Source organism: Streptomyces sp. NRRL S-646, from assembly GCF_000720765.1.
GTDB lineage: Bacteria > Actinomycetota > Actinomycetes > Streptomycetales > Streptomycetaceae > Streptomyces.
The window spans coordinates 1-24,980 of sequence record NZ_JODC01000016.1 but is presented as its reverse complement, the minus strand read 5'-3'; the positions used below and the strand labels follow the sequence as shown (position 1 = coordinate 24,980).

Here is a 24,980-nt window from a genome sequence, read left to right as displayed (position 1 = left end):
AGGGTCACCACGGCTTCCCCGCAGCACTGCTGGATATCCCTCGGGCGCCCGCCTCCGAGTCGCAGGTCTGGGCCGCAGGCCGTGCCCGGCGAGGCGAGAGCACCGACATGATCCACGTGGCCGCCGAGCCCGCGGCCAACGCGACCAGCACACTGATGGGCAGCACACGGCCCAACAGCGGATGCGTGGGCACCAGTGCCGTGCAGTAGCCGCTGTCGTCCATCAAGGCGGTACGAAGGATCAGCAGCGGCGTCACGGCCTTCGCCGCTGGCCCCGCCGGCGTGACCAGCAGCCAGTACGTCGCCATCGTCGACCGGCCCGCTGTCAGCACGTCGACGCGGGACTGGGAGTCGGCCTGCGGATCGTCGGCCCAGTAGAAGGCGATGTACGCCCCGCACACCGCCGTCACGAGCACGACTACAGCAAGCGCGTGCGCGGTCGACCGAGCCCTGGGCGCGCCCGGAAACGAAGCGGGCCACACCACTCCCCATATGCCTGAAATCGCACGTACACGGGCCGTCCGTCTCCCGTACTCGCGCCTCAGCTGCATGACCGGCCCCCGGCCCACCCCGTCAGACATGGGGCGACCGGGGTGCGGACGCCTGCCAGGCGGTGAACAACGGCAATCCGGTGTCGCCGGCGAAGACCACGAGGCCGAACGGCCTGTCGAAGGCGATGTGCCTGGTGCGCGGTTCACGGCCGGAGACGCTCAGCGTCCTCTGCCACATCTGCGCCACCGCAGCCGCCCGGACCCCCTGCTCGTCGATCCTCAGCACCGAGTCCTGAGCGACCCTGTCGACGCGCAGCGGCTCGGGGGACATGCCGGAGAAGTCGGCGAGCTCGGACACGGCCAGGGGCGCGCCGAGCGAGGCCAGGAGCCGCTCCGCGTGCAGGCGCGTATGCAGGTGGAGCCGTGGGAGCGTGATAGTGACCGCGTCCGCGTCGATCGGGCGCCGGCGCTCGTGCGCCGCCCAGGCGGCGGGCAGGACTTCCGCCGGGCCTCGGCCGGGCGCTCCCAGCACACAACTGACCTGCAGCGGCCGTCGCTCTGGCCCCGCGGTGCACAGCAGCGCCACCACGTCCACCTCGTCCGCCGGGTTTCCGGACGGGGCCTCCACGGTCCACGCGTACGACGGCCGAGGCAGCGACCTGGCCATCGTCGGGACGACGTGCTCGACGCCCCGGGCGTCGGTGAAGATCTGGTCGGACGTCGCCTCCTGCTTGAACCGTGACGCCCAAGTGCCGTCCAACTGAAGCGCGTTGACGAGCAGAAGGAGTTCTTCCCCCTTCGGGCCGTCCGGGAGCTCGCGGATCATTCCGCCGGTCGCCTCGCGTACCCAGGCATCGAGCGTCCGCACGTCGGCGAGGTCCAGGTGCCCGAAGCGGACGTCCGGCAGGCGCTCGCGGTAGTCCCGGTAGACCCCGCCCCGCGACCACACGCCTGTCGCGACCGCAACGCCTTGCGTCTGTGCCAGCTGTCCCGTCACCTCGGTGACAGCGATGGCGGCGTCCGGCCCGGCCACACCGAGCAGGTCACGCAGTTCCCGAGCCGTTCCCGACTCCGTCCCGGACGCCACGGCCGACAGCGCGAGCCACAGGCCCGCGGGTGAACAGGTGAAGTCGCCGTACGCGTCCCGCACCGCCGCGTCCCGGACCACCGACGTCAGCAGGCGCTCCGCGAACTCCCGGACGTGACCGACATGTTGAACAGGTATGACGTGTGCCGTCACTCGGCCTCCCCCTCGCACCGTCCGCACGGTGCGGACCGGCCCGAACGGATCGGGCGTCTCAGTGCAGAACGACAAGCTTGTCGCACCCTATCCGGCCTCGGCATCAGTGCAATCGCGTAGAGGGGTACGTATCAGCCGCGGGGTCAGACGGTCGCCGTCCCGCAGGCCGGAGAGAAGACGCAAGTAGCTCAGAAGCGGCGTGCCGCCACACGGGAGCGCGTGGTCCCGGGCGCCGGCAAGCGCATCCTGCGGTTGGTCGAGCTGGACTTCGAGCAGCAGAGCCTCAACCAGATCCACCAGCGACGGACTGACTTGGCCGATCTGGTGCTACCGAGTTTCATTCGCAGTGCATCGGGCGTCAGCCCGGTGGTGAGGCGAATCTCGTGAGTGCGGCGCGGAGCGTCGCGGTGTCGTTCCGGCGGAGCCGGACGGTGCGGCCATAAGGGAGCCGGACGTTGCCGTCACGAGGGGTGAAGCAGGGAACGGGTGTTCCCGGCGACAGGGGGTGTCGTGTGTTCGTTCGATCGCCGAATGCAGCTTCGGTACGCCTTCCGGTTGTACCCGGAGCCTGGTCAACGCGTCGCGTTGGCAAGGGCGTTCGGGTGTGTCCGTGTCGTGTTCAACGACGCGGTACGCGCCCGTGAGGATGCCCGCGCGGCCCAGGAGCCCTACCCCGGTGCCGCCGTCCTGTCCCAGCGGTTGATCACCCGGGCAAAGAAGACCCCCGAACGCTCCTGGCTGGCCGAGGTGTCGTCGGTCGTTCTGCAGCAGGCTTTGCGGGATGTGGAAGCCGCGTACAAGAACTTCTTCGCCTCGTTGAAGGGGGAGCGTAAGGGGAAGCGGGTGGGTGCGCCGCGTTTCAGGTCGCGCAAGGACTCGCGGCAGGCCATCCGGTTCACGGCCAACGCCCGCTGGAAGATCACGAGCAGTGGGCGGCTGTCGCTGCCGAAGATCGGCGATGTGAAGGTCAAGTGGTCACGGGTCCTACCGGTGACGCCGTCGAGTGTGACGGTGGTCCTGGATGCGGCGGGCCGTTACTTTGCCAGCTTTGTCATCGACACCGACGACGAGACGGACCGGGCCCGCTGGGCGGAGCCGGACCCCGAGGCCGCGATCGGCATCGACCTGGGCCTCACCCTCCCCCGTTTCTGCGCCGGGCGGAGAAGAAGCTGAAGAAAGTCCAGCGGGAGCTGGCCCGCAAACAGAAGGGGTCGAAGAACCGGGCGAAGGCCCGGCTGAAGGTGGCCCGTGCTCACGCGGCTGTGGCTGATGCGCGCAAGGAGTTCCACCACCAGCTCTCCACGCCAAGAGTGTGCAGGACGCGGGCTGGTCACAGTTCGTCGGCATGCTCGAATACAAGGCGCAGCGGTACGGGCGGACCTTCGTCAGGATCGGCAGGTTCGAGCCCACCAGCCAGGTGTGCTCCACCTGCGGACATCGGGACGGGCCCAAGCCCCTGCAAGTACGGGAGTGGACCTGCCCCATGTGTGGCACCGTCCACGACCGGGACCACAACGCCGCGATCAATGTGAAACAGGCCGCCGGACTGGCGGTATCGGCCTGCGGAGCGCCGGTAAGACCGGGACTCGTCCCGGCACAGCGCGGAGAAACAGGAAGTCGTGGAATCCCGCTCCAAGCGCGTGCCGCGTAGCGGCACCGCAACGAACGAGATGGCCAGAATCTCCCTGCTTCAGGAGGGAGTACAAGTCAAGAGCAACTGACGCAATCGTCGGCAGGGATGCTCGGCGGCGGGGTCGCCGCGATCACCGCAGCGGTCGTCCGCATCCAGAACCGAAAGCCCTGACCCAGCTCCGGAACAGGCAGAGGAGAGCCTGTCGTGCCTATGACTGCTCCCGCGTGAGCCCTGCAAGGAGCAGGGCAGCGACGCTTCCTGCGTCGGCAATCGCTCCGGTGCGGACCGCCTCGCCAGAACCCCCGGGCCCGCCGATCTTACGAAGGACAGCTCAAACCCACGCTTGGAAGGTAGGACAAGTTCAGCCGATCCCGGACGGGCCGCAGGTCTGAGCCGCATGGAGCGGCGGTGCCAGGGTCAGTACGACTGTCGCGGTGATCGTGGCGAGCCAAATTGCGTACAGCACCAACGGCCGCGCCCTGCGACGCGAGAGCAGCCATGCGACCCACCCCGCCAAGGATCCGGCGGCCAGTGCCGCCAACACGCACAGGAGCACCACATTCGCCGACACCGGATGCACGGCCTCGTTCGCCGTGCAGTAGTCGCTGTCGTTCGTCAACGAGGTGAACAGCAGCACCAGGAAGGTCATGAGCGCCGATGACATCCAGGCCACGGCTGCCAGCACCGGATACTGCACCCCGCCAGCCAGCAGAATCCAGGCGAGCAGGGCGCACGTCAGGACCAGCAGCACCGCCACGCCCATGTTTCCGTGCCCGTCACGCCACCACGACCACCACAGGAAGGTCGCGAGCATCGCCGTCCAGGCCACAGCGGGCAGCGCCCGGTGCGGCGCCCTGGGCCAGGTCCGCAGGGCGCCGGCCAGCAGGATGCACATCAGCAGCAGCGGAACTGCCATCCCCAGCGCTGGCACTGCCATCGCCAGCGCCACCCCGCGCGGGCCCGCGCGGTACTCGCTGACCTGGGGGTCGTCAGCCCAGTAGAAGCCGCTGAACGTCGCGCACATCGCCGTGACGACGACCAGCGCGGCAAGCGCGTGCGCATAGACACGGGCCCGGGGCGCATTCGGGAAGGACGCGGGCCAGAGGATGTCCCGGAGGCGGCCGTCCACCCCCGGCCGGACGGCCGACCTCCACCGATCTGCGATCACCGGACTCACAGCCACTTGACCCTTCGCCCGTCCCGCAATCCGCCACGTCCGTTTCATATGCGATCACCTGCTCTTTCTGTGTGTGGCGATTCGGGCGTTCTGACGTCATGGCAGCGGCAGCGGGGGCTGCGCCGCGCTGTCCAAGGTGAACAGCTCGTCACCCGCAGCGTGCAGGACGCGGTGCAGTGCCAATCAGCACCCCGGCCCCTCCGCTGGTACAAATCGGCGCTGAAGCGGTGCGAACCTTTGCCGAGGAAGAGGGCGCCATGAGTGTGCGGGATGGCGTACTTCAGCAGGCCGGTGGCGGTCCGGACCGCGTTGTGGCGGCGGGTCTCGCCACCGGCCAGTTCGGCGTGGTCGGCGAGGAAGTACGCCGGTCCGGCGAGTCCGGCGTGCAGACCGGCTTCCCTCAGGCACGACATGCGGGTGATCTCCTGGTCCGTTCGGCACCAGCCGGCCGGCACCCGGCTGGGCGCGAAGCGCGGGCCCGGGTCCGCTATCGCCGCGAGAGGAGCGTAGTGCTGCTCGTCCGCGAATGCCTCGGCGAGAGCGTCAAGCACGAGTTCCTCCCTGAAGTGACCTGGGCGCCGAAGACGGCGTCCCGCCGGGTGGAACTCACCATCGTTGAGGCCGTGGTCAGCCGACATCCGTAAAACTACGTAGATCCCCACGGGTTCGGGTTCGGGTGCGTTCCCTGAGCTACGGGAAACTCGGCCGACACGATCGCCTCTCGACACGGTACCCGTACTACAGCCGGAACCTTGAGGGTTGGCTGCACCGTGTCGCCGTGTCGCCGTGACGGTGTGTCGTGATGAGCGTGAGCGGATCCTCGTCCATCGGCGGTCGGAGCAGCTGTCGCGCTTCCCCGGGCTCTACGAGGTTGTGGTCGGTGGCGCGGTGGATGTCGGTGAGTCCTATGAGCAGGCCGCTGCACGGGAGTTGGCTGAAGAGCTGGACATTCGTGTGCTGCCGCGCTTGCTGTTCACGTTCATCAACCGCAGCGGTTTGAGCCCTCACTGGCTCGGTGTGCACGAAGCCGTGGTGTCGGATGCCGTGGTCCCCGATCCCGATGAGGTCGCCTGGCATGGCTGGCTGACGGAGCCGGAGCTGCGGTCGGCCCTGCTGGGGTGGCGCTTCACCCCCGACAGTCACGAAGCCTTCAGCCGCTATCTGGCGTTCCGGACCGCGCAATCCTGACCGTCAGGATTTTCCTGCGGTGCGCCATGCGGTGGGCCGTGGGATGCGTTGCCAGTCCAGGAAGTTCTGGGGGGCGGTGGGTGTTCGAGGTCGGCGTTCAGCTGTTGGTGTAGTCAGTTCCGCCTTGACGCGCTCGATGTTGACGGCGACGGCGGTGAGGACGTGCTGGACGTGGGTCTTGATCTGGCTGCGGTAGCGGGCTTGTCGCATGCCGTGGCCGTTGACGAACTCGTTGACGGTGCTCTCGATGCCGGCGCGCATCGCGTTGGCTTTGCGGTCGGCTCCGTGTGCCGATAGGTGCAGGGGCAGGCATCCGGTATGCCGCGCATGAGCGACGGCACGCCAGGTCCACGGCAGATGCGTATGAAGCTGTCCAGCGAGGCCATGCCCCGCCGATGCGTTCTGGGGCCCTGGGGTCACGCTGTGCCGTTCCTCCGCCGCACCGGGTGCCGTGTGGACCGGCGAGGGGCCAGCGCCGGCTGCACGAGCCGTCGCCGATCCACGCCGCTGCGGGCGTTGATGAGAGCGATCAGCAGGTCGACCGCTTCGGTGCCCACCCGGTCCGGGCGGAGGCTGAGCGTGGTGAGGGGCGGGGTCGTCATCGCGTACTCCGGATCCTCACTGATGCACGCCACCAGCAGATCCCCCGGTACCCGAAGCCCGTGGTGCCGTGCGGCGGCGAGGATGTTGTGGCCGGAGTCGGAGTAGACACCTATGACGGTGTCCGGTCGTGGGTCGCATTTGAGGAGTCGGCCGACCGCGTCCTGTTCGGCCGTGAAGTAGTCGCGCAGCGAGTCGTACTCTTCGACGAGCGCGGGCATGCGGTGTTCGTCGCACCATGACCGGTATGCCTGTGCGATCAGGTGCGGGTACGCGTCGTCGTGCAGGGGCAGGGAGAGCCCGATCCGCCGGGCGCCGGCCTCCACGAGGTGATCGAGCAGGAGGCGCAGGCCTGCTTCGTAGTCGGTGTCCACCCACGCGTCGTACCAGTGCGGCTGGGGTGGCCGGCCGTCGCAGACCATGGGGATGCCACGCTCCCGCAGGATGGCACGCACCGGGTCGTCGGCGCGCGGATCGACGTGGATGACGCCGTCCATCGGTGTGTTCAGCCACATCCACGGTGACAGGGAACTCGGCATCACCGTGAGCAGGTAGCCGCGCTCGTGGGCGGCTGCCATGGCGGCCAGCGTCAGGTCCGCGTAGTACGGGATCTCGGTGTACGGGACGGGCAGGTCGCCGTATGTCGTCATGGTCAGGCCGAGCACTCCGGTGGCGCCGCGGGCCAGGGCGCGGGCCGTGCTGGCGGGGGCGTATCCGAGTTCGCGTGCCGCGGCCAGCACACGCTGCCTGGTCGCCTCGGAGAGCCGTCCGGTGCCGTTGAGCGCGTTCGACACCGTGGCCGTGGACACCCCGGCCCGTGCGGCAACTGCGTTGAGCGTGGGACGCCGCCAGACACGCGAGCTCGTCATCTGTACCCCAACAGCCCTGTGACGGCTTGTGGTTACGACATTAATCACACACCGTACCGGGCGACGGCGGCCGGTGTGGCCGCCGGGTGAGGAGTGATGAGGTGTCAGATGTCTTCGGCGGCCGCTCCGCAGGATCCGCGGGCGGCCCGCTGCAGCGGCGGACGTTCCTGGCCGCGGCCGGGGCGGGTGCCCTCGCGGTGGCCGGTGCCGGTACGGCCGCCCGGGCCGCGACTGGCCGGCCCCCGGTGCGGGTTGCCACCGTGGTGCTGAACGGGCGGGTGTTCACCGGAACCACCGGCAGCGCGCGAGCGCAGGCGGTGGCCGTCGGCACCGACGGAAAGGTTCTCGCAGTCGGCAGCAACGCGGACATACGACGTCGCATCGGCCGCCGTACCGTCGTCATCGACGCCGACGGCGGTACGGTCATGCCGGGCATCCAGGACGGGCACATGCACCCGCTCGGGGCGGCCGCGCAGTCACTGAACCCGTCACTGGGCAATGCGAGCATGACGGTTCCGCAGTTCCGCGCAAAGATCCAGGAGATGCTGGACGCCACGGCCGCGCAGGAACCGGACGGCTGGCTCCAGGTGACCGACTGGAACCCCGTCGGCCTGCTGCCCGCGGGCACCGTGGCCGACAAGTCGCTGCTCGACTCGCTGAACACCAGACGTCCGATCTACCTGCAGGGCTCCGACTTCCACAACAGCCTCGCCAACAGCAGGGCACTCGCCCTCGCGGGAGTCGACCGCACCACCCCCGACCCCGCTGGCGGAAAGATCGTCCGCGGCGCCGACGGGGAACCGACCGGTCTGCTGGCGGACGACGCCCAAGGACTCGTCAGCCAGGTGATCCCTCCGCCGAGTCCCGACCTGATCCTCGCCGCCCAGAGGAAGATGGCCGGCGCGCTCCTGTCCGCGGGCATCACGTCCTTCCTCGACGCCGCCAGCGGCGAGGAGTCCGTCACGACCTACGCCGAGCTCATGGCCAAGGGCGTGCTGCCGCAGCGCATCACCCCCGCGCTGCTGATCGACGCGGAACTCGCCAAGAAGCCCCAGGAGGCGGCCGAGTTCCTGCGCGGCGTGCGCAAGCGGTTCGCCGGACCGGACAGGCTGCGGCTGACCACGGTCAAGGTGTTCCTCGACGGGGTGATGGAGTTCCCGGCGCAGACCGCCGCCCTGCTGGATCCGTACCTGGACGCCCAGGGCAGGCCGACCGACCACCGTGGCCCCATGCACGTCAGCGATCGCGACTACCGGGCCCTCGTCCGCGCTCTGGACGCGGACGGCTGGCAGATGCACGCCCACGCCATCGGTGACCGCGCCGTACGCACTGCCCTCAACGCCTACGAGGCCGTCGCCCGCCCCGGCCGCCCTCCCCGAGGGCACACCATCGCCCACCTCCAACTGGTGCACCCCGACGACCACAAGCGTTTCGCCCGCGCCGGAGTGCTGGCCAGCATGCAGTTGCAGTGGGCCATGCCGTCCGCGTTCACGAACGACGCGCTGCGCCCCTACATCGGTCCGGAGCGGTACGCGCGCCTGTACCCGGCGCGCAGCCTGGCCAAGGCGGGGGCCTGGCTGGCCGGTGGCTCGGACTGGCCGGTCGACCCGCTGCTTCCCTTCACCCAGATCGCCACCGCCATCGACCGCAGCAACCCCGAGGAGAACCAGCCGCCTCTCAACGCCCGCGAAGGGCTGACCCGCACTCAGTCGCTGGTCATGCACACCGCGGGCGCGGCGCACCAGTTGCACGACGGGGGCTCGGGAACCGTCTGCCCGGGCAAGCGGGCGGATCTGATCGTCCTCGACCGGGACATCACCAAGGTGCCCGTGAAGGAGATCCGCGCCACCAAGGTCCACTACACCCTGATCTCCGGACGGGTGGTCCACGACGCCGAGTCGCAAACGGGACGGGCCCGAGCGGACGCGGCGCAGCGTATCGGCGCGCAGAGCGCCGGCCGGACATCGGGCGGTTCCTGCTGCCAAGGGCACTGACCCACACAGACCGACGCGCCCCGGATCCGCCCAGCAAGGGTCGGGGCGCGGTCGGGAGGGCGTGAGAGGCCGCCGCAGCTTCTTGTGGACGGCCTCGGCTCCGCTTGTGCTCACCCCGCCGTCAGCGCGTCCGCCGGCGCTTGGATCGCCTCCGATTCCGGACACCAGGTGTTCTGGTGCTGTCTGCCCGCCACCCCGCAAAACCCCATCTGCTTCGGTCTCTTCGGCCCCTGCACCCGCTGCACGGAGATCAGCTTGTCGAGCGGTACCTGGCGGTCCACCACCCCGCCGAAGTCGATGCTTCCGCTCTCCCCGTCGAATGCGCTGTCCCCATGGATGCTGCCCAGCGCCTTCCACACCGCGCCCGGTGTGATCGGCATCCGGTTCGGGGGGCCGGGGAGCGTGGTGACGGCCTTGAGGTAGAGGTTGACCGCGTCGAAGGCGAGCGCGGCGTGCCCGTCGAGGGAGGAGTTTTCCACACGGTTGCACTCGTCCGGGAACAGCGTTTGCATGATGGTGTAGAGGTCGCTGGGCTCGTCGCAGGACCCGACGCCCTGGGTGAAGTCCAGGAAGTCGTACGGGATGCGCGGGTAGGCGCCTCGCCGGTCCGGGTTGGCGGCGAGCCGCGCGATGTCGTCGCCGGCGAGGAGGGTGGGCGGGTCGGAGCTGCCGCAGGAGTCGTTGGCGGCGGACAGGACGGTGTCGAAGTCCTCGGAGCGCCCGGCGAAGAAGATCAGGCCCGGGTAGTGACAGGTGCCCGCGCCGACCTCGCTGACTCCGGGGGCGTTGGGAGTTCCGGAGGACGGGGAGGCGGGCTTGTAGGCCTGCTGCTCGACTTCGAAGCCGGCGTCGTGGAAGGACGTCGCGGCGTCGGCCCGCAGGTTGCTGCTGTACTCGTCGGTCGGGTCGGCGGAGTAGACGACACGCACCCGGGGCTTCAGCTTGCCGCGGCTGTCCGCGACCAGGTGCTTGCCGTAGGCGGCGGCGACCGCGGCCTCCCGGCGGTTCTGCGGGGAGACCTGGTAGTACAGCGGCGAGGCCTCGGGAAGAGTGTCCGCGGACAGGGTGGTGGCCACCATCGGCAGGCCGATCCGGGTGAGCCGGTGGATGGTGGTGATGGTCGCCTTGCGACTCTGGTCGAGGCCGGTGACACCGACGATGGTCGGGTCGGTGCGCATCATCTTCGCGATCATGTCGACCACTTCGGGCCCGTACTGCATGTTCAGGCCCGCGCTCGCCGGGAGGACTCGCAGCAGCGGGTCGTCGCTGCCGGTCCTGTTCAGCTGCCGCTTCTGCGCGCTCGCGACCCCCTGAAGCGCCTCCCGCGCATACGACAGCAGGCCGGCCGCCTTGCCCTTGCCGGGGCTGCTGAGCAGCGCCGAGAGGTGGACCAGCGTGACGATCCGCCGGTCGGGGGCGTCCCGGTGCATCTCCTCGGCCGCCCTGTTCTGCTCGTCGATCTTCTTGAGCGTCTTCTTCAGGCTCTCGTCCTGGGAGCCGAAGGCGAAGCCGTGCGGGGCGACGCCGACGCACTCGGCCCCCCGTGTCTCCACGGTGGCGGCATCCGGATCGGTCCGGGGCAGCTTGCAGTGCTGCTGCTCCCACCGCTCCTCAGGTGCCGGGTTGAGCCGCCAGCCGACCGCACCAGCCACCAGCGCAACCGCCAGGACCACGGCCAGCACGGTGACGCGGCGACGCGCCCAGCGCGGGGACGGCTCGGGCCTGAACTGCAGTTTCGGCAGCAGGTTCTTGGAATGCCGGGTGTAGGCGTCGGTCCCCGGGTCCAGCGTGGCAGGTATCCGCACGGGCAGATACCAGTCCTCGGCGCTGCGCCCACGCCTGGCCGCGACGAACTGCGCACCCCAGTTCATCACCAGGTCGTCCTCCAGCTGCCCCCACTGAGGCCCCGCGTAGTCGTGGGTCTGGCTGGTGCCGATGACCAGCAGCGGGTCGAAGTCGCCGGTTTCGATGCGCACCTCGATGAGTGAACGGATCAGCTGCCGACCGAAGTTGTCCTCCTTGACCCCCTTCAACAAGGCCACGCAGTAGGTCGTACGACGCCAGGCCCGCCGCCGCCAGATGCGGCGCCGGTAGGCCACCCTCAGGTCCTCCAGGAATGCGTTGACGAGCAGCTTGCCGACCTGCTCGGGGTTCTCGTGCTCGAAGCGCGGCTGGGTCAGGCGCAGGGCGAAGCCGGCGAAGGTGCCGGGGTCACGGGGAGCCATGTAGGGCTGGCGCAGCAGCCAGCGGTACTCCGGGCCCACCGCCCGCCAGGCCCTGAACCACAGCACCGGCAGCACATGCAGGCCCAGGATCCAGGCCCACCAGGGCGCCCGACCCTCCAGGGCGACTTCGGTGGTCGGGTTGCGCAGTACCCGGAAGAAGCCCCGGCGCTGGAGCTCCCGGGTCTGCAGCCGCATCAGCAGCTCGTGGTCTGGCTGCCCGCGCAGCGGATCGGCCGTGTTGTTGGTCTCCAACAGCCAGTTGACGAGCCCGAAGCGGCGGAACTGGACGCGGGCGTCCGGGCTGTTGCTGGGCGAGGCGAACTCCATGGCCAGTTCGACCAGCACCCGGCGGTACAGCTCGGCTCGCCGCCAGTCGCCCTCCAGGTCGGGGCGCTGCTCGTTCATCGTCGCGAGCACCCCGGACACGTTGATCAACTTGTGCGGGATGCGCGGCGGTTGGGCCTCTTTGCAGGACGTCTTGTCGATGGTCTCGGCCAGCTCGGCGAGTTCGCTCTCCTCGTAGCCCACCAGCATGACGACGGGCAGGCCGTCCTGGCCCTCGGTCGCCTCGGGGAACTCCCCCTTCTTGGGCCGGCGAACAAGGCTGTGCAGCAGCGCGAAGAGTTTGTCCGCGTGCTCGAAGACGGGTGCCATGGCTCTGGGACCCTAGTGAGGGCCGAACGGCGTTCGACCCACTGTCACCAGTCCTTTACAGCCACCCCCGCTTTTCGACCGAATGTGATCGATTACCGGCCGGTACTGGCTGGAATGATGCCTTCCGGGGGAAGCTTCCGCTTAACCCTTGACGCTGATCGCCCCGTACACATTGAGCTTCTTCGAGTTGGCCTCCGATCAGGTGACGGTTCATGAAGCGCAACGAGCGAGGCCCCCGAGCTGTTGATCGAGATATCTGACGTCTCAACCACGCTGCTCGGGGGCCTCGTTGGTGATCTATCCTGCCGCACTCGACCTGCCCCATGCGCCCGTGGAGTGGCTCACGATGCTCATCCTCGCGGCCGTCACGTTGATGACCCGCCGCCTCACCCGGCAGCCCATCCACCCCACCGCGGCCGCACCCCGGCCGACCACAGCCGTCAGGGCCGCGTGAGCCGTCTGCCGTCGCTTTGATGATCAGGTGGCAGTCACGGTGTGAGCGCGCGGGCGATGGGCCAGGCGCCGGGCGAGGTGTTGGAGAGCACGGTGTGGGTGGTGGCGGTGTGCGGATCGTGGGTGGACTTGAACGACACGCCGGCGTCGTAGCCGACCAGGATCGCCGTGTCGGTGCTCTCGTGCAGCCAGAAGCCGAGGCCGTAGCGCCTCGATTTGTGGGGCACGTCCCGGCGCGGCCGTACCACCTCGTCGACGCACTCCACGATGTCGCCGGCGAAGAGTGCGCGCCAGAAGGTGGAGATGTCGGCGGCGGTGGTGTGGATGCCGCCATCACCGGTGGCCAGCACCGGCAGGTGGAAGATGTTGGAGCGATCCACCCCGTCCAAGGGCAGGTAGCCCACGGCCGCGTCAGCGGGTAGCTCATCGGAGCGCAGGAAGTCGGTGGAGGTCATGCCGGCCGGGCGGAGCACCCGCTGGCGGACCAGGTCGTGGTAGCCGACGCCGCTGGCCCGCTCCGCCAGCAGGGCGAGCACCACGAATCCACCGTTGGAGTAGCAGAACCGCTCACCGGCCCGGAACTTGGTGGGATGGCCGTCCAACAGGGGCAGGAAAGCCTCGGTGGTGGTCAGCTCGTGCGCCGCACCGATGACGTAGTCGGTGATCTCGGCGTCGGTCTCTTCGTCCAGGTAGTCGCCGATGCCAGAGGTATGGGTGAGGAGATGCTCCACGGTGACGTCGTCCGCGATCCGCGGCAGATCCTCGCCGAGCAGGGATCGAGCGGTGGTACCCAGTTCCAGCGCGCCCTCACCAATCAGCGAGAGCACGGCCAGGGCGGTGAACCCTTTGCTGCCGCTGGCGATGCCGAATCTGGTGTCCAGGCTGTTGGGAATGCAGTACGTGCGGTTGGCCAGCCCGTAGGCCTTCGCGAACTCGATCTGGCCGGCCCGGTCGATCCAGACCACACCGGAGAAGCCGGTTTCCTCGGCGATCTTGTCAATGTCCCCTCGCGACATTGGCGCAGCCTAACCCGGCCGCGGTCAATGCCGAACCTGATTGAGCTTCAGTGGGCATCGGAGACGGGCCCCGTCTCGACCGGGGAGACGTCCAACGGCGCAGTCGCCCGCGCCCTGGAGGCCGGAGGTGAGACGTGGTCCGCTCTGATCCACTGCGAGGTCGTGCAGTCGGTGCGGTGCTCGGTCATAAGGCGGCTGCTGGAGGGAACGCCGATGACGAGAGCAGGATCGAAACCGGACGGGCGCAGGGCGACTGCCGTGTCGCGGTGATGAGTTCGACCTGGAGCCTGGGGTACCGGCGGCGAACGCGTCCCAGGGCGGGGGGCGAAGGCGGTGCCGCAGCCCCGCCGTGGCCGCCGGTAAGCTCGTCGAGCCGCTCCGCGCCTTGTGCAAGGATCTTGAGGTGCCTGGTGCCTGCCCCTCAAGCCCGCGGCACCGACAGCGAGTCAAGGAACGTGATGGCCACGACAGCCAGGTCCGCGGGGACGAGATGACGAGCCATGCCTGATACCGCTGCGGCCGAGATTTCCGCCGACGTCCACCGGGGCGTCGGCCGCATCCTGTTGAACCGGCCCAGGGCGCTCAACGCCCTGACCGCAGACATGGTCTCCGCCATCGACCGTGCGCTCGTCTCATGGGAGCACGCACCGCTGTCCGCCGTGGTGCTCGCCAGTACCAGCACGAAGGCGTTCTGCGCCGGTGGGGACATCCGTACGATCCGCGAGCACAGCCTCGCCGGCGATGTCGAGGCCAGTGAGCGGTTCTTCGCCTCCGAGTACCGGCTCAATGCCCGGATCGCCGAGTATTCCGTGCCGGTCGTGTCGCTCATCGATGGCCTGTGCATGGGCGGCGGTCTGGGGCTGTCGGTCCACGGTGGCTTCCGTGTCGTCACCGAACGCGCGGTGCTGGCGATGCCCGAGACCGGGATCGGGTTCTTCCCGGACATCGGGGCCAGCTACTTTCTGCCGAGGCTGCCCGGCGCGATCGGCATGTACCTGGGACTGACCGGGCAGAGGGTCGACGCGGCCGACGCCCTGTACACGGGGCTGGCCACGCATTTCGTTCCCGCGGACCTGCTGGACACGGTGGGGGACGCCCTGGCCGACAGCCCCGATGAGCCGGTGGACGTCGTCCTGAACCGTCTCGCCGGCCGTTCCCCGGTGGCGCAGAGCAGACTGGCGGAGGTTCGCGGGGACGTGGACTGGGCTTTCGGCGCGCCGACCCTCGGCGAGATCGACAAACGCCTGCGTCACCTGGACACCCCTTGGGCGGCAGCCGCGTTGGGTGCCCTGGAGTCCGCCTCGCCGCAGAGCCTGGAGATCACTCACGCTCTGCTGGCCCGAGGCAGACAGCGCACGTTGCGCGAGTGCCTGGAGGCCGAACTCGCCCTCACGCGCACGACCATCCGCACGCCGGACTTCCTGGAGGGCGTCCGGGCCGCCCTGGTCGACAAGGACCGCACTCCCACCTGGCAACGTGCGTCGCTCGGCGGGCGGATGATGCCGTCCTGAGCATGTCCGCCGTGAGCAGGACACAGCCTTGCGCGAGGGGGCAGGAGGGCCGCGCGTCAACGAAATGGGAACGCATGCGGCAGCCGTACCGTTCATGACAACCGGTAGGCCGCTGATGCGAGCGGTCTGACCGCGTCCGTACAGAGCCGGATCTCGTCGACCACGGCGACAGCGTGCCACCGTTTTCGCGGTTGCGCGCGTTCTGGACCGAATAGTGGCGAGGAACGATCTACCGGGATGTGGGGCGGCAGGGCACACTTCGCGCGGGCATCTGAAGCCGCACGCCGCACTGTGCGCGGGCATACGGCGTGCCGAATGACCCGAACCCCTGCAACTGCAGCTCTCCGCGACATAGTGGCGATGTGGACCGCCAACGGGGTCGTCCTCTGATGACCGTGCCGGAGCGGAGGGGCTGTTGCCGGGCGCGTCTCAGTCGTTGTCGGGCGCCATCGAGACCACGACCTTGCCGGCCTTGGTGCGGCCCTGCTCGACGTGTGCCATCGCCTCGAGCGTCTGGTCGAAGGGGAAGGTGCTGTCGATGACCGGGCGGAGCTTGCCGCTGTCGTAGAGGGCGCCGAGTTTGCGCAGCTGGGAGCCGTTGGCCTGCATGAAGAGGAACTCGTAGCGCACGCCCAGCCTCTTTGCCTGCTTGCGGATCTTGCGGCTGAGGGTGTTCATGACCAGGCCCAGGACGGAGGGGGCGCCGAGCTGCTTGGCGAAACCGGCGTCGGGCGGGCCGACGACACTGATGGCCAGGCCGCCGGGCTTCAGTACGGTCAGTGACTTCTCGAGGTTCGCCCCGCCCAGGGAGTCCAGCACCAGGTCGTAGCCCGAGAGCACCTTGGAGAAGTCTTCCTTGGTGTAGTCGACGACGACGTCGGCGCCAAGGCTCCTGACCAGCTCGTCGGACCTGGTGTTCGCGGTCGTCGCCACCGTGGCGCCGAGGTGCTTGGCGAGCTGGATGACCGTCGACCCGAGGCCGCCGGCTCCGGCGTGGACGAGCACTTTCTGCCCCGGCTTCACGTGCGCGCGCTCGACGAGGATCTGCCAGGCGGTCAGGGCCACCAGCGGCACCGCAGCCGCCTCCTCCAGGGAGAGTGAGGCCGGCTTGGGGGCGACATCGTCCGCGTCGATCGCGATGAACTCCGCGAAGCCCCCGACCCGCAGGTCGCGCGGGCGGGCGTAGACCTCGTCGCCGACCTTGAAGCCGTGTACGGCGGAGCCGACCTGTGTCACGACGCCCGCCACGTCGTGGCCGAGCACGAACGGGCGCTTGTACTTCAGGATCTGCCTGAACTCCCCGTTGCGGACCATCTTGTCCAGCGGGTTGATGCCGGCGGCGCGCACTCTGACCAGGACGTCGCGGTCTCCGACGGTGGGCTCGGGTGCCTCTGCGGCGCGTACGCCGTCCTTGCCGTACTTCTCGACGACGAACGCCTTCATGCCGGCGGCCTTTCTGTGTGGGTGTTCCGGTGCTCGATGTGATTCTTCGGGCAGGTCCCCTTGTGTGCCCGTTTCTCGCGTGCGGCCGGGGGAGCTGCTGGTCATGACGCTACTGGCTGAGTATAGAAAAGTAAACTCAGGAGGGGTTAGTATCACTGCATGGATGCGAGGACCGAAACTCTTCAGGACGCCGGCAGGGACCCCCGCCTGGACCGGGACACGTCGAACTGCTCGATCGCCCGGACCCTTGAGGTCGTGGGTGAGAAGTGGACGATCCTGATCCTGCGCGAGGTCTGGTATGGATCATCCCGTTTCGGAGAGTTCGAACGTGTTCTGGGCTGTCCTCGCAACCTCCTCGCGGCGCGGCTCAAGATGCTGGTGGAGGAAGGGATCCTGGCCACCGAGGCCTACAAGGAGCCGGGCTCGCGGAGCCGGCCGAAGTATGTGATCACGCCCAAGGGCATGGGCCTGGTCCCGGCCGTGATGGGGCTCCTGCAGTGGGGTGACCGCTACCGCGCGGACCCCGAGGGCCCGGCCATGCTGGCGCGGCACCGTGGATGCGGGGCGCACGTCGACACCCAGATCCGCTGCGAACGGGGCCACGCCGTAGAGCCGGAAGACATCGAGAGCATCCCAGGCCCCGCCTTTCGTCTGAGGCCCGCCGAGTGACCTGAGCGCGGTGGCGCCAGGAGCTCGAGGGGGTCAGTCTGCCGGGGTGTACTCACGATCCGCCTGGCCCGGCCTGGTGGAGACGGACCTTTGTGCGGTTGCCGCAGCGGGACATGGAGCGCCAGCGGCGGATGCGGGCAGGGGGAGCGGTCCACGAAGCGCAGGGCGCATTTCCCTGGTGATCGCCGTCGCCCGCGACAGTCAGGGCCGGCCGTTGGCCACGACTGCCCTCACGGGACCCGATCCGTACGAGATGACGGGGTCCCTCCTGGCATGGGCCGCCGCCCGCGCGGTTCAGCCGGATGCCGTCCTCAAGCCCGGTGCGCACGGCCCGGTCGCCGCCTTCGGCCTCGACACCCCTAGGCTCGGTGCCGCCGAGGCCGGAGTACGCGAAGCCGACGGGGCGTCGGCCCGCCGTCGATGATGACTGGGCGGGCATAGATCACCGCGCCGGGGCGCTGAAGCAGACGTCCGGTTGATGACAGGTTGTTCGATCGGGAGCGATTCGGCCCTCGCGGGAGCCGGCCGCCCCAGCGGAAAGGAAGCCGTCCATGGACGAGCAGGGTGACCACTTCGACGTCGTCGTACTCGGCGCGGGCCCCGGCGGATACGTAGCCGCCATCCGGGCCGCCCAACTGGGCAAGCGCGTCGCGGTGGTCGAGGAGAAGTACTGGGGCGGCGTCTGCCTGAACGTGGGCTGTATCCCCACCAAGGCCCTGCTGCGCAACGCCGAACTCGCGCACATCTTCACGCGCGAGGCGAAGACCTTCGGCATCAAGGTCGAGGGTGAGGTCTCCTTCGACTACGGGGAGGCCTTCCGCCGCAGCCGGAAGGTCGCGGACGGCCGGGTCAAGGGCGTCCACTTCCTGATGAAAAAGAACAAGATCACGGAGATCAGCGGTCGCGGCACGTTCCTCGACCCGCACACGCTCCAGGTGGCCGACTACGACGGCAACACCCGCACCATCGGCTTCGACCACTGCATCATCGCCGCCGGTGCCACCCCCAAACTGCTGCCCGGCACTCGACGCACCTCGCGCGTGGTGACGTTCGAGGAGCAAATCCTCGCCGAGGACCTGCCGCAGTCGATCGTGATCGCGGGCGCCGGGGCCATCGGCGTCGAATTCGCCTACGTGCTGCACAACTACGGCGTCAAGGTCACGATCGTCGAGTTCCTGGACCGGATCGCCCCGCTGGAGGACGTCGAGGTCTCCGCCGAACTGGCGAAGCAGTACCGGAAGTTGGGGATCCAGGTGCTGACCTCGACGCGTGTCGAGTCGATCGACGAGTCGGGCGCGCAGGTCCGGGTCACGGTCACCGGTAAGGACGGCGCGCAGCAGGTCCTGGAGGCGGACAAGGTGTTGCAGGCGATCGGCTTCGCGCCGAACGTCACCGGCTACGGCCTGGAGAACACCGGCGTGCGGGTCACCGAACGCGGCGCGATCGATGTCGACGGCCGTTGCCGCACCTCGGTTCCGCACATCTACGCCATCGGCGACGTCACCGCGAAGCTGATGCTCGCGCACGCCGCCGAGGCCATGGGAGTGGTTGCCGCCGAGACGATCGCGGACGCGGAGACCATGGAGCTGGACTACGTGATGATCCCGCGCTCCACCTTCTGCCAGCCGCAGATCGCCAGCTTCGGCTACACCGAGGCGCAGGCGCGGGAAAAGGGCTTCGACGTGCAGGTCGCCAAGTTCCCGTTCACCGCGAACGCCAAGGCCCATGGCCTGGGCGACGCGAGCGGGTTCGTGAAGTTGATCAGCGACGCCAAGTATGGCGAGCTCCTCGGCGGTCACCTCATCGGACCCGACGTCACCGAACTCCTCCCCGAGCTGACCCTGGCCCAGCAGTGGGACCTCACGGTCCACGAGGTCGCCCGCAATGTCCACGCCCACCCCACCCTCGGTGAAGCAGTCAAGGAAGCCGTCCACGGCCTGGCCGGCCACATGATCAACATGTAGCGGGATCCTCGCCGCAGTGGCAACAGGGCCCGTTGGGGCTCGGACGGCTTCGCGCCCTCGAGCTTCCGAGGGCCCTGATTCTTTGGCGCGGGGCGATCCAGCGTGACCACAAGCAGGTGGGTATCCGGCTTCCCCCAACAGGAGGGCTCGGCAGGATCGCCGTGTACGGGATCGACGACCTGGCCACGACCTTGGCTGGGTCGCGATCCGGTTGGCTGCGGCGCCGAAGACGTCGTGTGCGATGCGGTCGTCGCTGACGAGGTCGCGGTGTGCTCTGGAGAAGTGGCAGGCGGAATCCGGCGGCAGCCGTGACATGTGCGGGTCGGGTGGTGTGCGTCGTTTTCCTGGTTCCCCGCGTTGGGCGGTCAGATCTGGACGAGGGCCGGAGGCGGCACGAACCCGTCCACTTCCCGGCCGAGCAGCGCGGCGAATTCGATGGTGGTGAGATCGCCTCCGCTCGGGCCCATGGCCTGCAGCCTCAGGCCCCTGGGGGAAGGGGTGTCGGGTGGACGGGGCCGCGTGCAGGCTCCGGGTGTCGAGTGGACGCCTTTTCCCGTAGGGATGTCGCGCCGCCAGATGAGGAGTTGGCGCGGCATGTGCGGTGCGGTGCGCGCTCCGCAGTGTCTGTGGTACGCCGGTCAGTGCGCCGTCCTGGTGTCCCCTTCGTGTTCGATGCCCAGGAGCGCGAGGGCGTTGTGGATGCCCTGGTCGAGGACTTGGTCGGCGAGCTGCGGGTCGGCGAGGGCCCGCGAGAGCTGGAGTGTGCCGGCCATCATGGCGTAGGAGCTGAGTGCCATGGGGCGGACCGAGAGCGGGTCGTCGGGCGCCAGGCGGGCGGCGATGCCGTCGGCGACTACCAGTACGCCCTCGGTGTACGCCTGCTTGGTCGGGTGTGTGCAGCGCCCTATCTCGTCGAGCAGGGCGGCGGAGGGGCAGCCGACGTCACGGCTGTCACGGTGCCAGGGGGACAGGTACCAGCGCACGATCTGTTCGAGGCCGGCGCGGCCCGGTTGTGCGTGCGCGACGATGCTCGCGTTCTGGGCCTGCAGCTGGTCGGCGATCGTGGTGGCCACCAGGTCGTCCTTGGACGTGAAGTGGGTGTAGAAGGCGCCGTTGGTCAGCCCGGCGTCCTTCATGAGTGCCGTGATGCCCGAGCCGTCGATGCCGTCCTCTTTGAAGCGGCGGCCCGCCGTCTCGATGATCCTCCGCCTGGTGGCCTGCTTGTGCTCTTTCCTGTATCGCACCGCACACTCCTCTGCGCGCCGAGTGGGCCGCTCGCCCTCCGGCGGCTCCTCCAATGTATTGTATTGTGAACGTAATTCAATGACCCCGGATTCCGGCGCCTTCGTGGCCGGTGCAGGGCTGGCCGCCCCTCGGTCCCCGCCGCGCCGGACCGCTTGCCGCCGGTTCGCAGGCCCTCCCGTGGCCGGACTGTGGGCTCCGCTCACCACGGGAACCCCCCTTGCGCGCCTGAGTCGCCCTGCTTAGTATTATGGACATAATATAATTGTCCGGCGGCTCGGCGCGATGGATTCCGGGGTGATCGGAGCGAGCCGGTGACCGAGCGATCCGAGCAGATCACCGGCCTGATCCACACCCCTGGCTCGCCGCATGGGGCGCCGGCCAAGGGCAGCGACCCCGCAGGCCCCGCATGTCTCGGTGTGCTGCGTGAGCAGACCCGCGAGACATGACGGGCACTCGCTCACAAGAGAAGGACGTCATGAGCACCTATCTGGCAGACAAGGCCGAGAACCTCACCGTGGAGGGGCCCTCCGCGACCTTCACCTACCGGCGCATGGGTCCGCAGGGCGGTGTCCCCCTGGTCCTGCTGCAGCGGTTCCGGGCGACCATCGACTGGTGGGACCCGGAGTTCCTGGACTACCTGGCCGCCGACCAGGACGTGATCGTCTTCGACAATGTCGGCGTCGGCTATACCACCGGCGAGCCGCGCGACTCCCTCGACGGATTCGCCGAGGGCGCCGCCGAGTTCATCGAGGCCCTCGGCCTCACTCAGGCCGACGTGCTCGGCTGGTCCCTGGGCGGCTTCGTGGCCCAGCGCCTGGCCGCGCGGCGCCCGGAGCTGGTGCGCAAGATCATCGTGGCGGGCAGCGGCCCGACCGGCTGGGTGCCCGGTGCGCCGGAGGCGAGCGAGAAGGTCCTGGGCATCATGGCCAAGCCCGACGCCGACCAGGAGGACATGCTGTACCTGTTCTACCCGGAGACGGACGCGGCCCGCGCCTCAGGTCACGAGCACTTCGCCCACGTCGCGACCCGGCTCGCCGCCGCTGGCCCCGCTGTCTCCGAGGCGGCGGCGCAGGGCATGCTCGCCGCGATCGGCCAGCTCCTTGCAGCCCCCTTCGACGACGTACAGGCCGAACTGGAGTCCATCCAGCACCCCGTCCTGTACGCCAACGGCCTGCACGACGTGATGGTCCCCGCCCACGCGTCCTACGTCGCCGTCCAGCACCTGGCCGACGCCACCCTCCTCCTCTACGGCGACGCCGGCCACGCCTTCCTCTTCCAGCACGCCAAGGCCTTCACCAAGCAGGTGGCCGACTTCCTCGCCGCCTGAAGACGCCGACCGCACTGCCGATCCCGAACCCCGGGCGACGGCCGGTCAGCCATCGTGCAAGCGCCGCCTCGCAGCCGTGAGGCGGCGCTTGCACGGCTCCGGCCGTCCTCACCGTCGAGCCTGGGCAGTCGGTGCGCACCGGCGACGCGACCTCTTGAGCGCTCCTCGACACGACAGGCGGCACGAATTACTGGTCGTCCGCCTGCCGTCACCTCGTGCCTGTCCTGCGGACAGGGGTCCGCGGGTCTGCTCCCGCCGCCGGCGGTGGTCGGCGACCCGGACTTTCGGCGGCATGCAATGTTGTGTGAAGGCGGCACCGCGGGGTCCTCGATGCGTGAGCTGCTGCCGAGCAGGAGATCGAACTCACCCGGTCCGACGACGCGGCGTCCCCAACGACGACGATGGTGCAGTCACCGGCGAGAAAGAGGATCATCACCTCGCCCGTTCGCCCGGCTCGACGCAGGCTGGGTGAAGGCCTTCACTTGGCGAGCGGTCCACGTCACGCGCGTGACGCGGGCGCGGGCATGCGCCTGCACAGTCTTCCGTGCCGGGCGGCGGCCCGTCCTCGTCGGTGTCACCGTGGCCCGCAGCGTCCCTGTGGACGTGACAACGGATTCTGGATCGTCGGGGCCGAGTCTTGCACCGCCGTGCAGCTGAGGCCCTCGCTGAATGCGAACAGTGGATCCTGTGTCAGATCGGCGCGATCGGCGCACCTGTAGCCGTGCTACCCCGGCCCCGGCCCTGGTCGGTACGGGACCGGCAGCCGCCCGCTCGGCTCGGTGCGCCCGAGCAAGAGCTCGGCGACCGCCCGACCGCCTGCATCCCCGGGGTGAATGCCTGGACGATGGCGTCGGCGCCGAGTGCCCGGGCGGGCAGGATCGAGGGCTTGCCCCGGACCAGGACGACGAAGGGCCGGTCGAGCTTCCGGAGGGCGTCGAGGAGTGCGATCTGACGTCCCACGAGCTCCAGCGTCGCCGTGGAGCGGCCTTCCCCGATCAGGCCAGCCAACGGTGTTGCCGACGAGCGCCGCAAGCGCTGCAGCAGGTCCGCTGCGGGTGCAGGCCGAAGTTGCGCCGCAGCGGTGGCGGGGGTTCGGGGCTGAGGCGGACGTCGTCGTGGTCCACGGTGCGCACTCCGGTCCAGTCCTCGTCCTGGAATCCGGGGCACAGCCAGGCGTCGTTCTCACGCCGGGCATCGAAGGCCTGAAACCGTCGTACAGATCGTCGGCTGTCCCCGGTCCGGGGTCGGACGGCCACGGCTCGCCGGCCACGACCAGCGTCTCGTGGCCGTCGGCGTAGGTAAGCCGCTCCTGCCCTGGTGGTTTGCTGTGCTGGTGCACCCCGACGCCCGTGGAACCCGTGATTCCGCAGCTGTGCATTCCGTTCGGCCGACCCTCTTGCACCCTGATGGAATTACGGTCATACTTCAATAGTCGACGGGTTGTTCAGGGACCTGATCCAAGGGGTTTCCCGCTTCCCGGGCTTCTCTGACCGCCGACCCCGGACTGCAGCCGCAGCCGGGAGACCGGGAACCGCTCTGCGCCCACCTGCGAGGAAGCAGAAATTCGCGCACAGTGGCGGTGACCCACACATCGAAGGGCACGACCGTGAACGCACGCGAAACACAGGGCGACGTGGTGACGTCATACAAGAACGCGCAGACCCGCACCGTCACCGCCGACGGCGTGACCTTCGCCTACCGCGATCTCGGCCCCCGGACCGGCATGCCGGTCATCTTCATCACCCACCTCGCCGCGGTCCTGGACAACTGGGACCCCCGGGTCGTGGACGGCATCGCCGCCAAGCACCGGGTGATCACGTTCGACCTCAGGGGCGTGGGCGCGTCCAGTGGCGTGACGCCGAAGACCATCGAGGAGATGGCCAGGGACTCCGTCACCTTCATCCGGGCGCTGGGCTTCGAGCAGGTGGACGTCCTCAGCTTCTCGATGGGCGCCATGATCGCCCAGGTGATCGCCCAGACCGACCCGCAGCTCATCCGCAGGCTGATCCTCGCCGGCACCGGTCCGGCCGGCGGCGAGGGCATCAAGAACGTCACCCGGATCTCCCACTTCGACACCGTCCGGGCGCTGCTCACCCTTCAGGACGTGAAGCAGTTCCTCTTCTTCACCCGCACCCCGAACGGGATTCGGGCCGGCAAGGAGTTCCTGGCCCGCCTCAAGGAGCGCACCCAGGACCGGGACAAGGCGATCCGCCTCACCTCCTACTTCTCTCAGCTCAAGGCCATCCACCGCTGGGGGCTGGCAAAGCCGCAGGATCTGTCCGTCATCAAGCAGCCCGTGCTCGTCGCCAACGGCGACGACGACAGGATGGTTCCGACGTCGAACTCGTACGACCTGGCCCGGCGACTGCCCAACGCCGAGCTGGTGATCTACCCCGACGGCGGCCACGGCGGCATCTTCCAGTACCACGAGCAGTTCGTGCCGACGGCGCTCGAGTTTTTCGGCCGGCCGTAGGGCCGCGGTGCGGTCTGTCGAACGGGCCGAGGACGCTGACTCAGGGCCGTGACGCCCCGCGGGCGTCACGGCTCTCGTCACTTGTTCGACGTAACCGGCCTGCTCACTTCTCGGTCAAACGGCGCTGAGCCGGTTGTCGTGCAGGATGACGACGCGGAGACCGGTGTGGTCGCCGTCCGGTCCGGGCGTCGGGCCCAGGAGTGCGCTGCCGCTATCGGGCTTCATCGGCAGTGCATCGGCGTTCACGCCGGCGGTGAAGCCGATCTCGTGATTGTGGCGCCGAGCGCCGCAGTGTCGTTCCGGCGGAGCCGGACGGTGCGGGCGAGGGGAGTGAGGCGGGGAACGGATGTTCCCGGCGACGTCGGGTGTCGTGTGTTCGTACGATTACCGCGTGCATCTTCGGTACGCCTTCAGGTTGTACCAAGGGACCGAAGGTGGGAGCACCACGGTTGAAGTCCCGTAAGGACGCGCGGCAGTCGATCCGGTTCACCGCCAATGCCCGCTGGAACATTACCGGCAGCGGCCGACTGAACCTGCCGAAGATCGGCGCGGTGAAGGTGAGGTGGTCCCGCACCCTGCCCGCCGCCCCCACGTCCGTCACCGTCATCAAGGACGCGGCCGGCAGGTACTTCGCCTCCTTTGTCGTCGACACCGACCCGGCCGTCGACGCGATGCGGATGCCGGAGACCGACCGCACCATCGGCATCGACCTCGGCCTGACCCACTTCGCGGTCCTGTCCGACGGCACGAAGATCGACTCTCCGCGCTTTTTGCGGCGTGCGGAGAAGAAGCTGAAGAAGGCCCAGCCG

Annotated in this window: 22 protein-coding genes and 2 pseudogenes; 13 read left to right on the top strand and 11 right to left on the bottom strand. The window is 68.9% G+C overall.

Going from position 1 to position 24,980, the window contains the following annotated elements; all coding sequences use genetic code 11:
* Positions 1-4: 4 nt before the first annotated feature.
* On the bottom strand, positions 5-415 hold the full coding sequence (locus IH68_RS56635) for a hypothetical protein (protein ID WP_159403777.1): 411 nt from the start codon (positions 413-415) through the stop codon (positions 5-7).
* 157 nt (positions 416-572) lie between these two features.
* On the bottom strand, positions 573-1,730 hold the full coding sequence (locus tag IH68_RS0136730) for a serpin family protein (RefSeq protein ID WP_051833907.1): 1,158 nt from the start codon (positions 1,728-1,730) through the stop codon (positions 573-575).
* 531 nt (positions 1,731-2,261) lie between these two features.
* Here IH68_RS0136730 and IH68_RS50485 point away from each other — a divergent pair.
* Positions 2,262-3,381: pseudogene (locus IH68_RS50485) on the top strand (RNA-guided endonuclease InsQ/TnpB family protein).
* A 343-nt stretch (positions 3,382-3,724) separates the two neighbouring features.
* Here the strand turns inward: IH68_RS50485 and IH68_RS57355 are convergent.
* Positions 3,725-4,531, bottom strand: a complete 807-nt coding sequence (locus IH68_RS57355; RefSeq protein ID WP_199931969.1) for a hypothetical protein — start codon at positions 4,529-4,531, stop codon at positions 3,725-3,727.
* Positions 4,532-4,716: 185 nt separating this feature from the next.
* Here IH68_RS57355 and IH68_RS0136705 point away from each other — a divergent pair, with 185 nt between their 5' ends.
* Positions 4,717-5,184, top strand: coding sequence for a hypothetical protein (locus tag IH68_RS0136705; RefSeq protein WP_159403776.1), 468 nt, complete (start codon positions 4,717-4,719; stop codon positions 5,182-5,184).
* 142 nt (positions 5,185-5,326) lie between these two features.
* The gene (locus IH68_RS50480; protein ID WP_234341715.1) at positions 5,327-5,728 is read left to right on the top strand and encodes an NUDIX domain-containing protein; all 402 of its coding nucleotides are present in this window, start codon (positions 5,327-5,329) and stop codon (positions 5,726-5,728) included.
* Between the two features lie 3 nt (positions 5,729-5,731).
* Here IH68_RS50480 and IH68_RS0136695 read toward each other — a convergent pair whose 3' ends face one another.
* Entirely contained in the window at positions 5,732-5,989 is a 258-nt protein-coding gene (locus IH68_RS0136695) for a transposase (RefSeq protein WP_030944198.1), read from the bottom strand.
* Between the two features lie 155 nt (positions 5,990-6,144).
* Entirely contained in the window at positions 6,145-7,197 is a 1,053-nt protein-coding gene (locus tag IH68_RS0136690) for a LacI family DNA-binding transcriptional regulator (protein WP_051833906.1), read from the bottom strand.
* A 101-nt stretch (positions 7,198-7,298) separates the two neighbouring features.
* Here IH68_RS0136690 and IH68_RS0136685 point away from each other — a divergent pair, with 101 nt between their 5' ends.
* Positions 7,299-9,191: an amidohydrolase gene (locus IH68_RS0136685; RefSeq protein ID WP_234341714.1), complete on the top strand. Its 1,893-nt coding sequence runs from the start codon at positions 7,299-7,301 to the stop codon at positions 9,189-9,191.
* Between the two features lie 110 nt (positions 9,192-9,301).
* On the opposite strand, the gene IH68_RS0136680 is transcribed toward IH68_RS0136685, so the two are convergent.
* The gene (locus tag IH68_RS0136680; protein ID WP_030944189.1) at positions 9,302-12,070 is read right to left on the bottom strand and encodes a hypothetical protein; all 2,769 of its coding nucleotides are present in this window, start codon (positions 12,068-12,070) and stop codon (positions 9,302-9,304) included.
* Between the two features lie 289 nt (positions 12,071-12,359).
* Between IH68_RS0136680 and IH68_RS56630 the strand changes: the two genes are divergently transcribed.
* Complete coding sequence (locus IH68_RS56630; protein ID WP_159403775.1) at positions 12,360-12,524, top strand: hypothetical protein; 165 nt, start codon at positions 12,360-12,362, stop codon at positions 12,522-12,524.
* 34 nt (positions 12,525-12,558) lie between these two features.
* On the opposite strand, the gene IH68_RS0136670 is transcribed toward IH68_RS56630, so the two are convergent.
* Positions 12,559-13,539 carry a serine hydrolase domain-containing protein gene (locus IH68_RS0136670; RefSeq protein ID WP_030944187.1) on the bottom strand — a complete coding sequence of 327 codons (981 nt, stop codon included), beginning with the start codon at positions 13,537-13,539 and terminating at the stop codon, positions 12,559-12,561.
* A gap of 500 nt (positions 13,540-14,039) precedes the next feature.
* Between IH68_RS0136670 and IH68_RS0136665 the strand changes: the two genes are divergently transcribed.
* Positions 14,040-15,050: an enoyl-CoA hydratase/isomerase family protein gene (locus tag IH68_RS0136665; RefSeq protein WP_030944184.1), complete on the top strand. Its 1,011-nt coding sequence runs from the start codon at positions 14,040-14,042 to the stop codon at positions 15,048-15,050.
* Positions 15,051-15,479: 429 nt separating this feature from the next.
* Here IH68_RS0136665 and IH68_RS0136660 read toward each other — a convergent pair whose 3' ends face one another.
* Positions 15,480-16,493, bottom strand: a complete 1,014-nt coding sequence (locus IH68_RS0136660; RefSeq protein WP_030944181.1) for an NADP-dependent oxidoreductase — start codon at positions 16,491-16,493, stop codon at positions 15,480-15,482.
* A 159-nt stretch (positions 16,494-16,652) separates the two neighbouring features.
* Here IH68_RS0136660 and IH68_RS0136655 point away from each other — a divergent pair, with 159 nt between their 5' ends.
* Complete coding sequence (locus tag IH68_RS0136655) at positions 16,653-17,162, top strand: winged helix-turn-helix transcriptional regulator (protein ID WP_051833905.1); 510 nt, start codon at positions 16,653-16,655, stop codon at positions 17,160-17,162.
* A gap of 52 nt (positions 17,163-17,214) precedes the next feature.
* Here the strand turns inward: IH68_RS0136655 and IH68_RS59550 are convergent, their stop codons facing one another.
* The gene (locus IH68_RS59550) at positions 17,215-17,277 is read right to left on the bottom strand and encodes a hypothetical protein (protein WP_324607695.1); all 63 of its coding nucleotides are present in this window, start codon (positions 17,275-17,277) and stop codon (positions 17,215-17,217) included.
* Positions 17,278-17,415: 138 nt separating this feature from the next.
* Between IH68_RS59550 and IH68_RS57350 the strand changes: the two genes are divergently transcribed.
* Both IH68_RS57350 and lpdA read left to right on the top strand, forming a co-directional pair.
* Positions 17,416-17,586, top strand: coding sequence for a hypothetical protein (locus tag IH68_RS57350; RefSeq protein ID WP_199931966.1), 171 nt, complete (start codon positions 17,416-17,418; stop codon positions 17,584-17,586).
* A gap of 127 nt (positions 17,587-17,713) precedes the next feature.
* Positions 17,714-19,126, top strand: a complete 1,413-nt coding sequence (lpdA, locus tag IH68_RS0136645) for a dihydrolipoyl dehydrogenase (protein ID WP_030944174.1) — start codon at positions 17,714-17,716, stop codon at positions 19,124-19,126.
* A gap of 638 nt (positions 19,127-19,764) precedes the next feature.
* Here the strand turns inward: lpdA and IH68_RS0136635 are convergent.
* Complete coding sequence (locus IH68_RS0136635; RefSeq protein WP_030944171.1) at positions 19,765-20,370, bottom strand: TetR/AcrR family transcriptional regulator; 606 nt, start codon at positions 20,368-20,370, stop codon at positions 19,765-19,767.
* Positions 20,371-20,682: 312 nt separating this feature from the next.
* Between IH68_RS0136635 and IH68_RS59250 the strand changes: the two genes are divergently transcribed.
* Positions 20,683-20,817: a hypothetical protein gene (locus tag IH68_RS59250; RefSeq protein WP_267883766.1), complete on the top strand. Its 135-nt coding sequence runs from the start codon at positions 20,683-20,685 to the stop codon at positions 20,815-20,817.
* 29 nt (positions 20,818-20,846) lie between these two features.
* The gene (locus IH68_RS0136630) at positions 20,847-21,698 is read left to right on the top strand and encodes an alpha/beta fold hydrolase (RefSeq protein ID WP_030944168.1); all 852 of its coding nucleotides are present in this window, start codon (positions 20,847-20,849) and stop codon (positions 21,696-21,698) included.
* A 690-nt stretch (positions 21,699-22,388) separates the two neighbouring features.
* On the opposite strand, the gene IH68_RS51980 is transcribed toward IH68_RS0136630, so the two are convergent.
* Positions 22,389-22,658, bottom strand: coding sequence for a hypothetical protein (locus IH68_RS51980; protein WP_030944165.1), 270 nt, complete (start codon positions 22,656-22,658; stop codon positions 22,389-22,391).
* Positions 22,659-23,304: 646 nt separating this feature from the next.
* Between IH68_RS51980 and IH68_RS0136620 the strand changes: the two genes are divergently transcribed.
* Together IH68_RS0136620 and IH68_RS0136610 are read left to right on the top strand one after the other, a co-directional pair.
* Positions 23,305-24,171, top strand: a complete 867-nt coding sequence (locus IH68_RS0136620) for an alpha/beta fold hydrolase (RefSeq protein ID WP_051833933.1) — start codon at positions 23,305-23,307, stop codon at positions 24,169-24,171.
* Between the two features lie 413 nt (positions 24,172-24,584).
* Positions 24,585-24,980 (top strand): annotated as a pseudogene (locus IH68_RS0136610) (RNA-guided endonuclease InsQ/TnpB family protein); the annotation flags it as partial.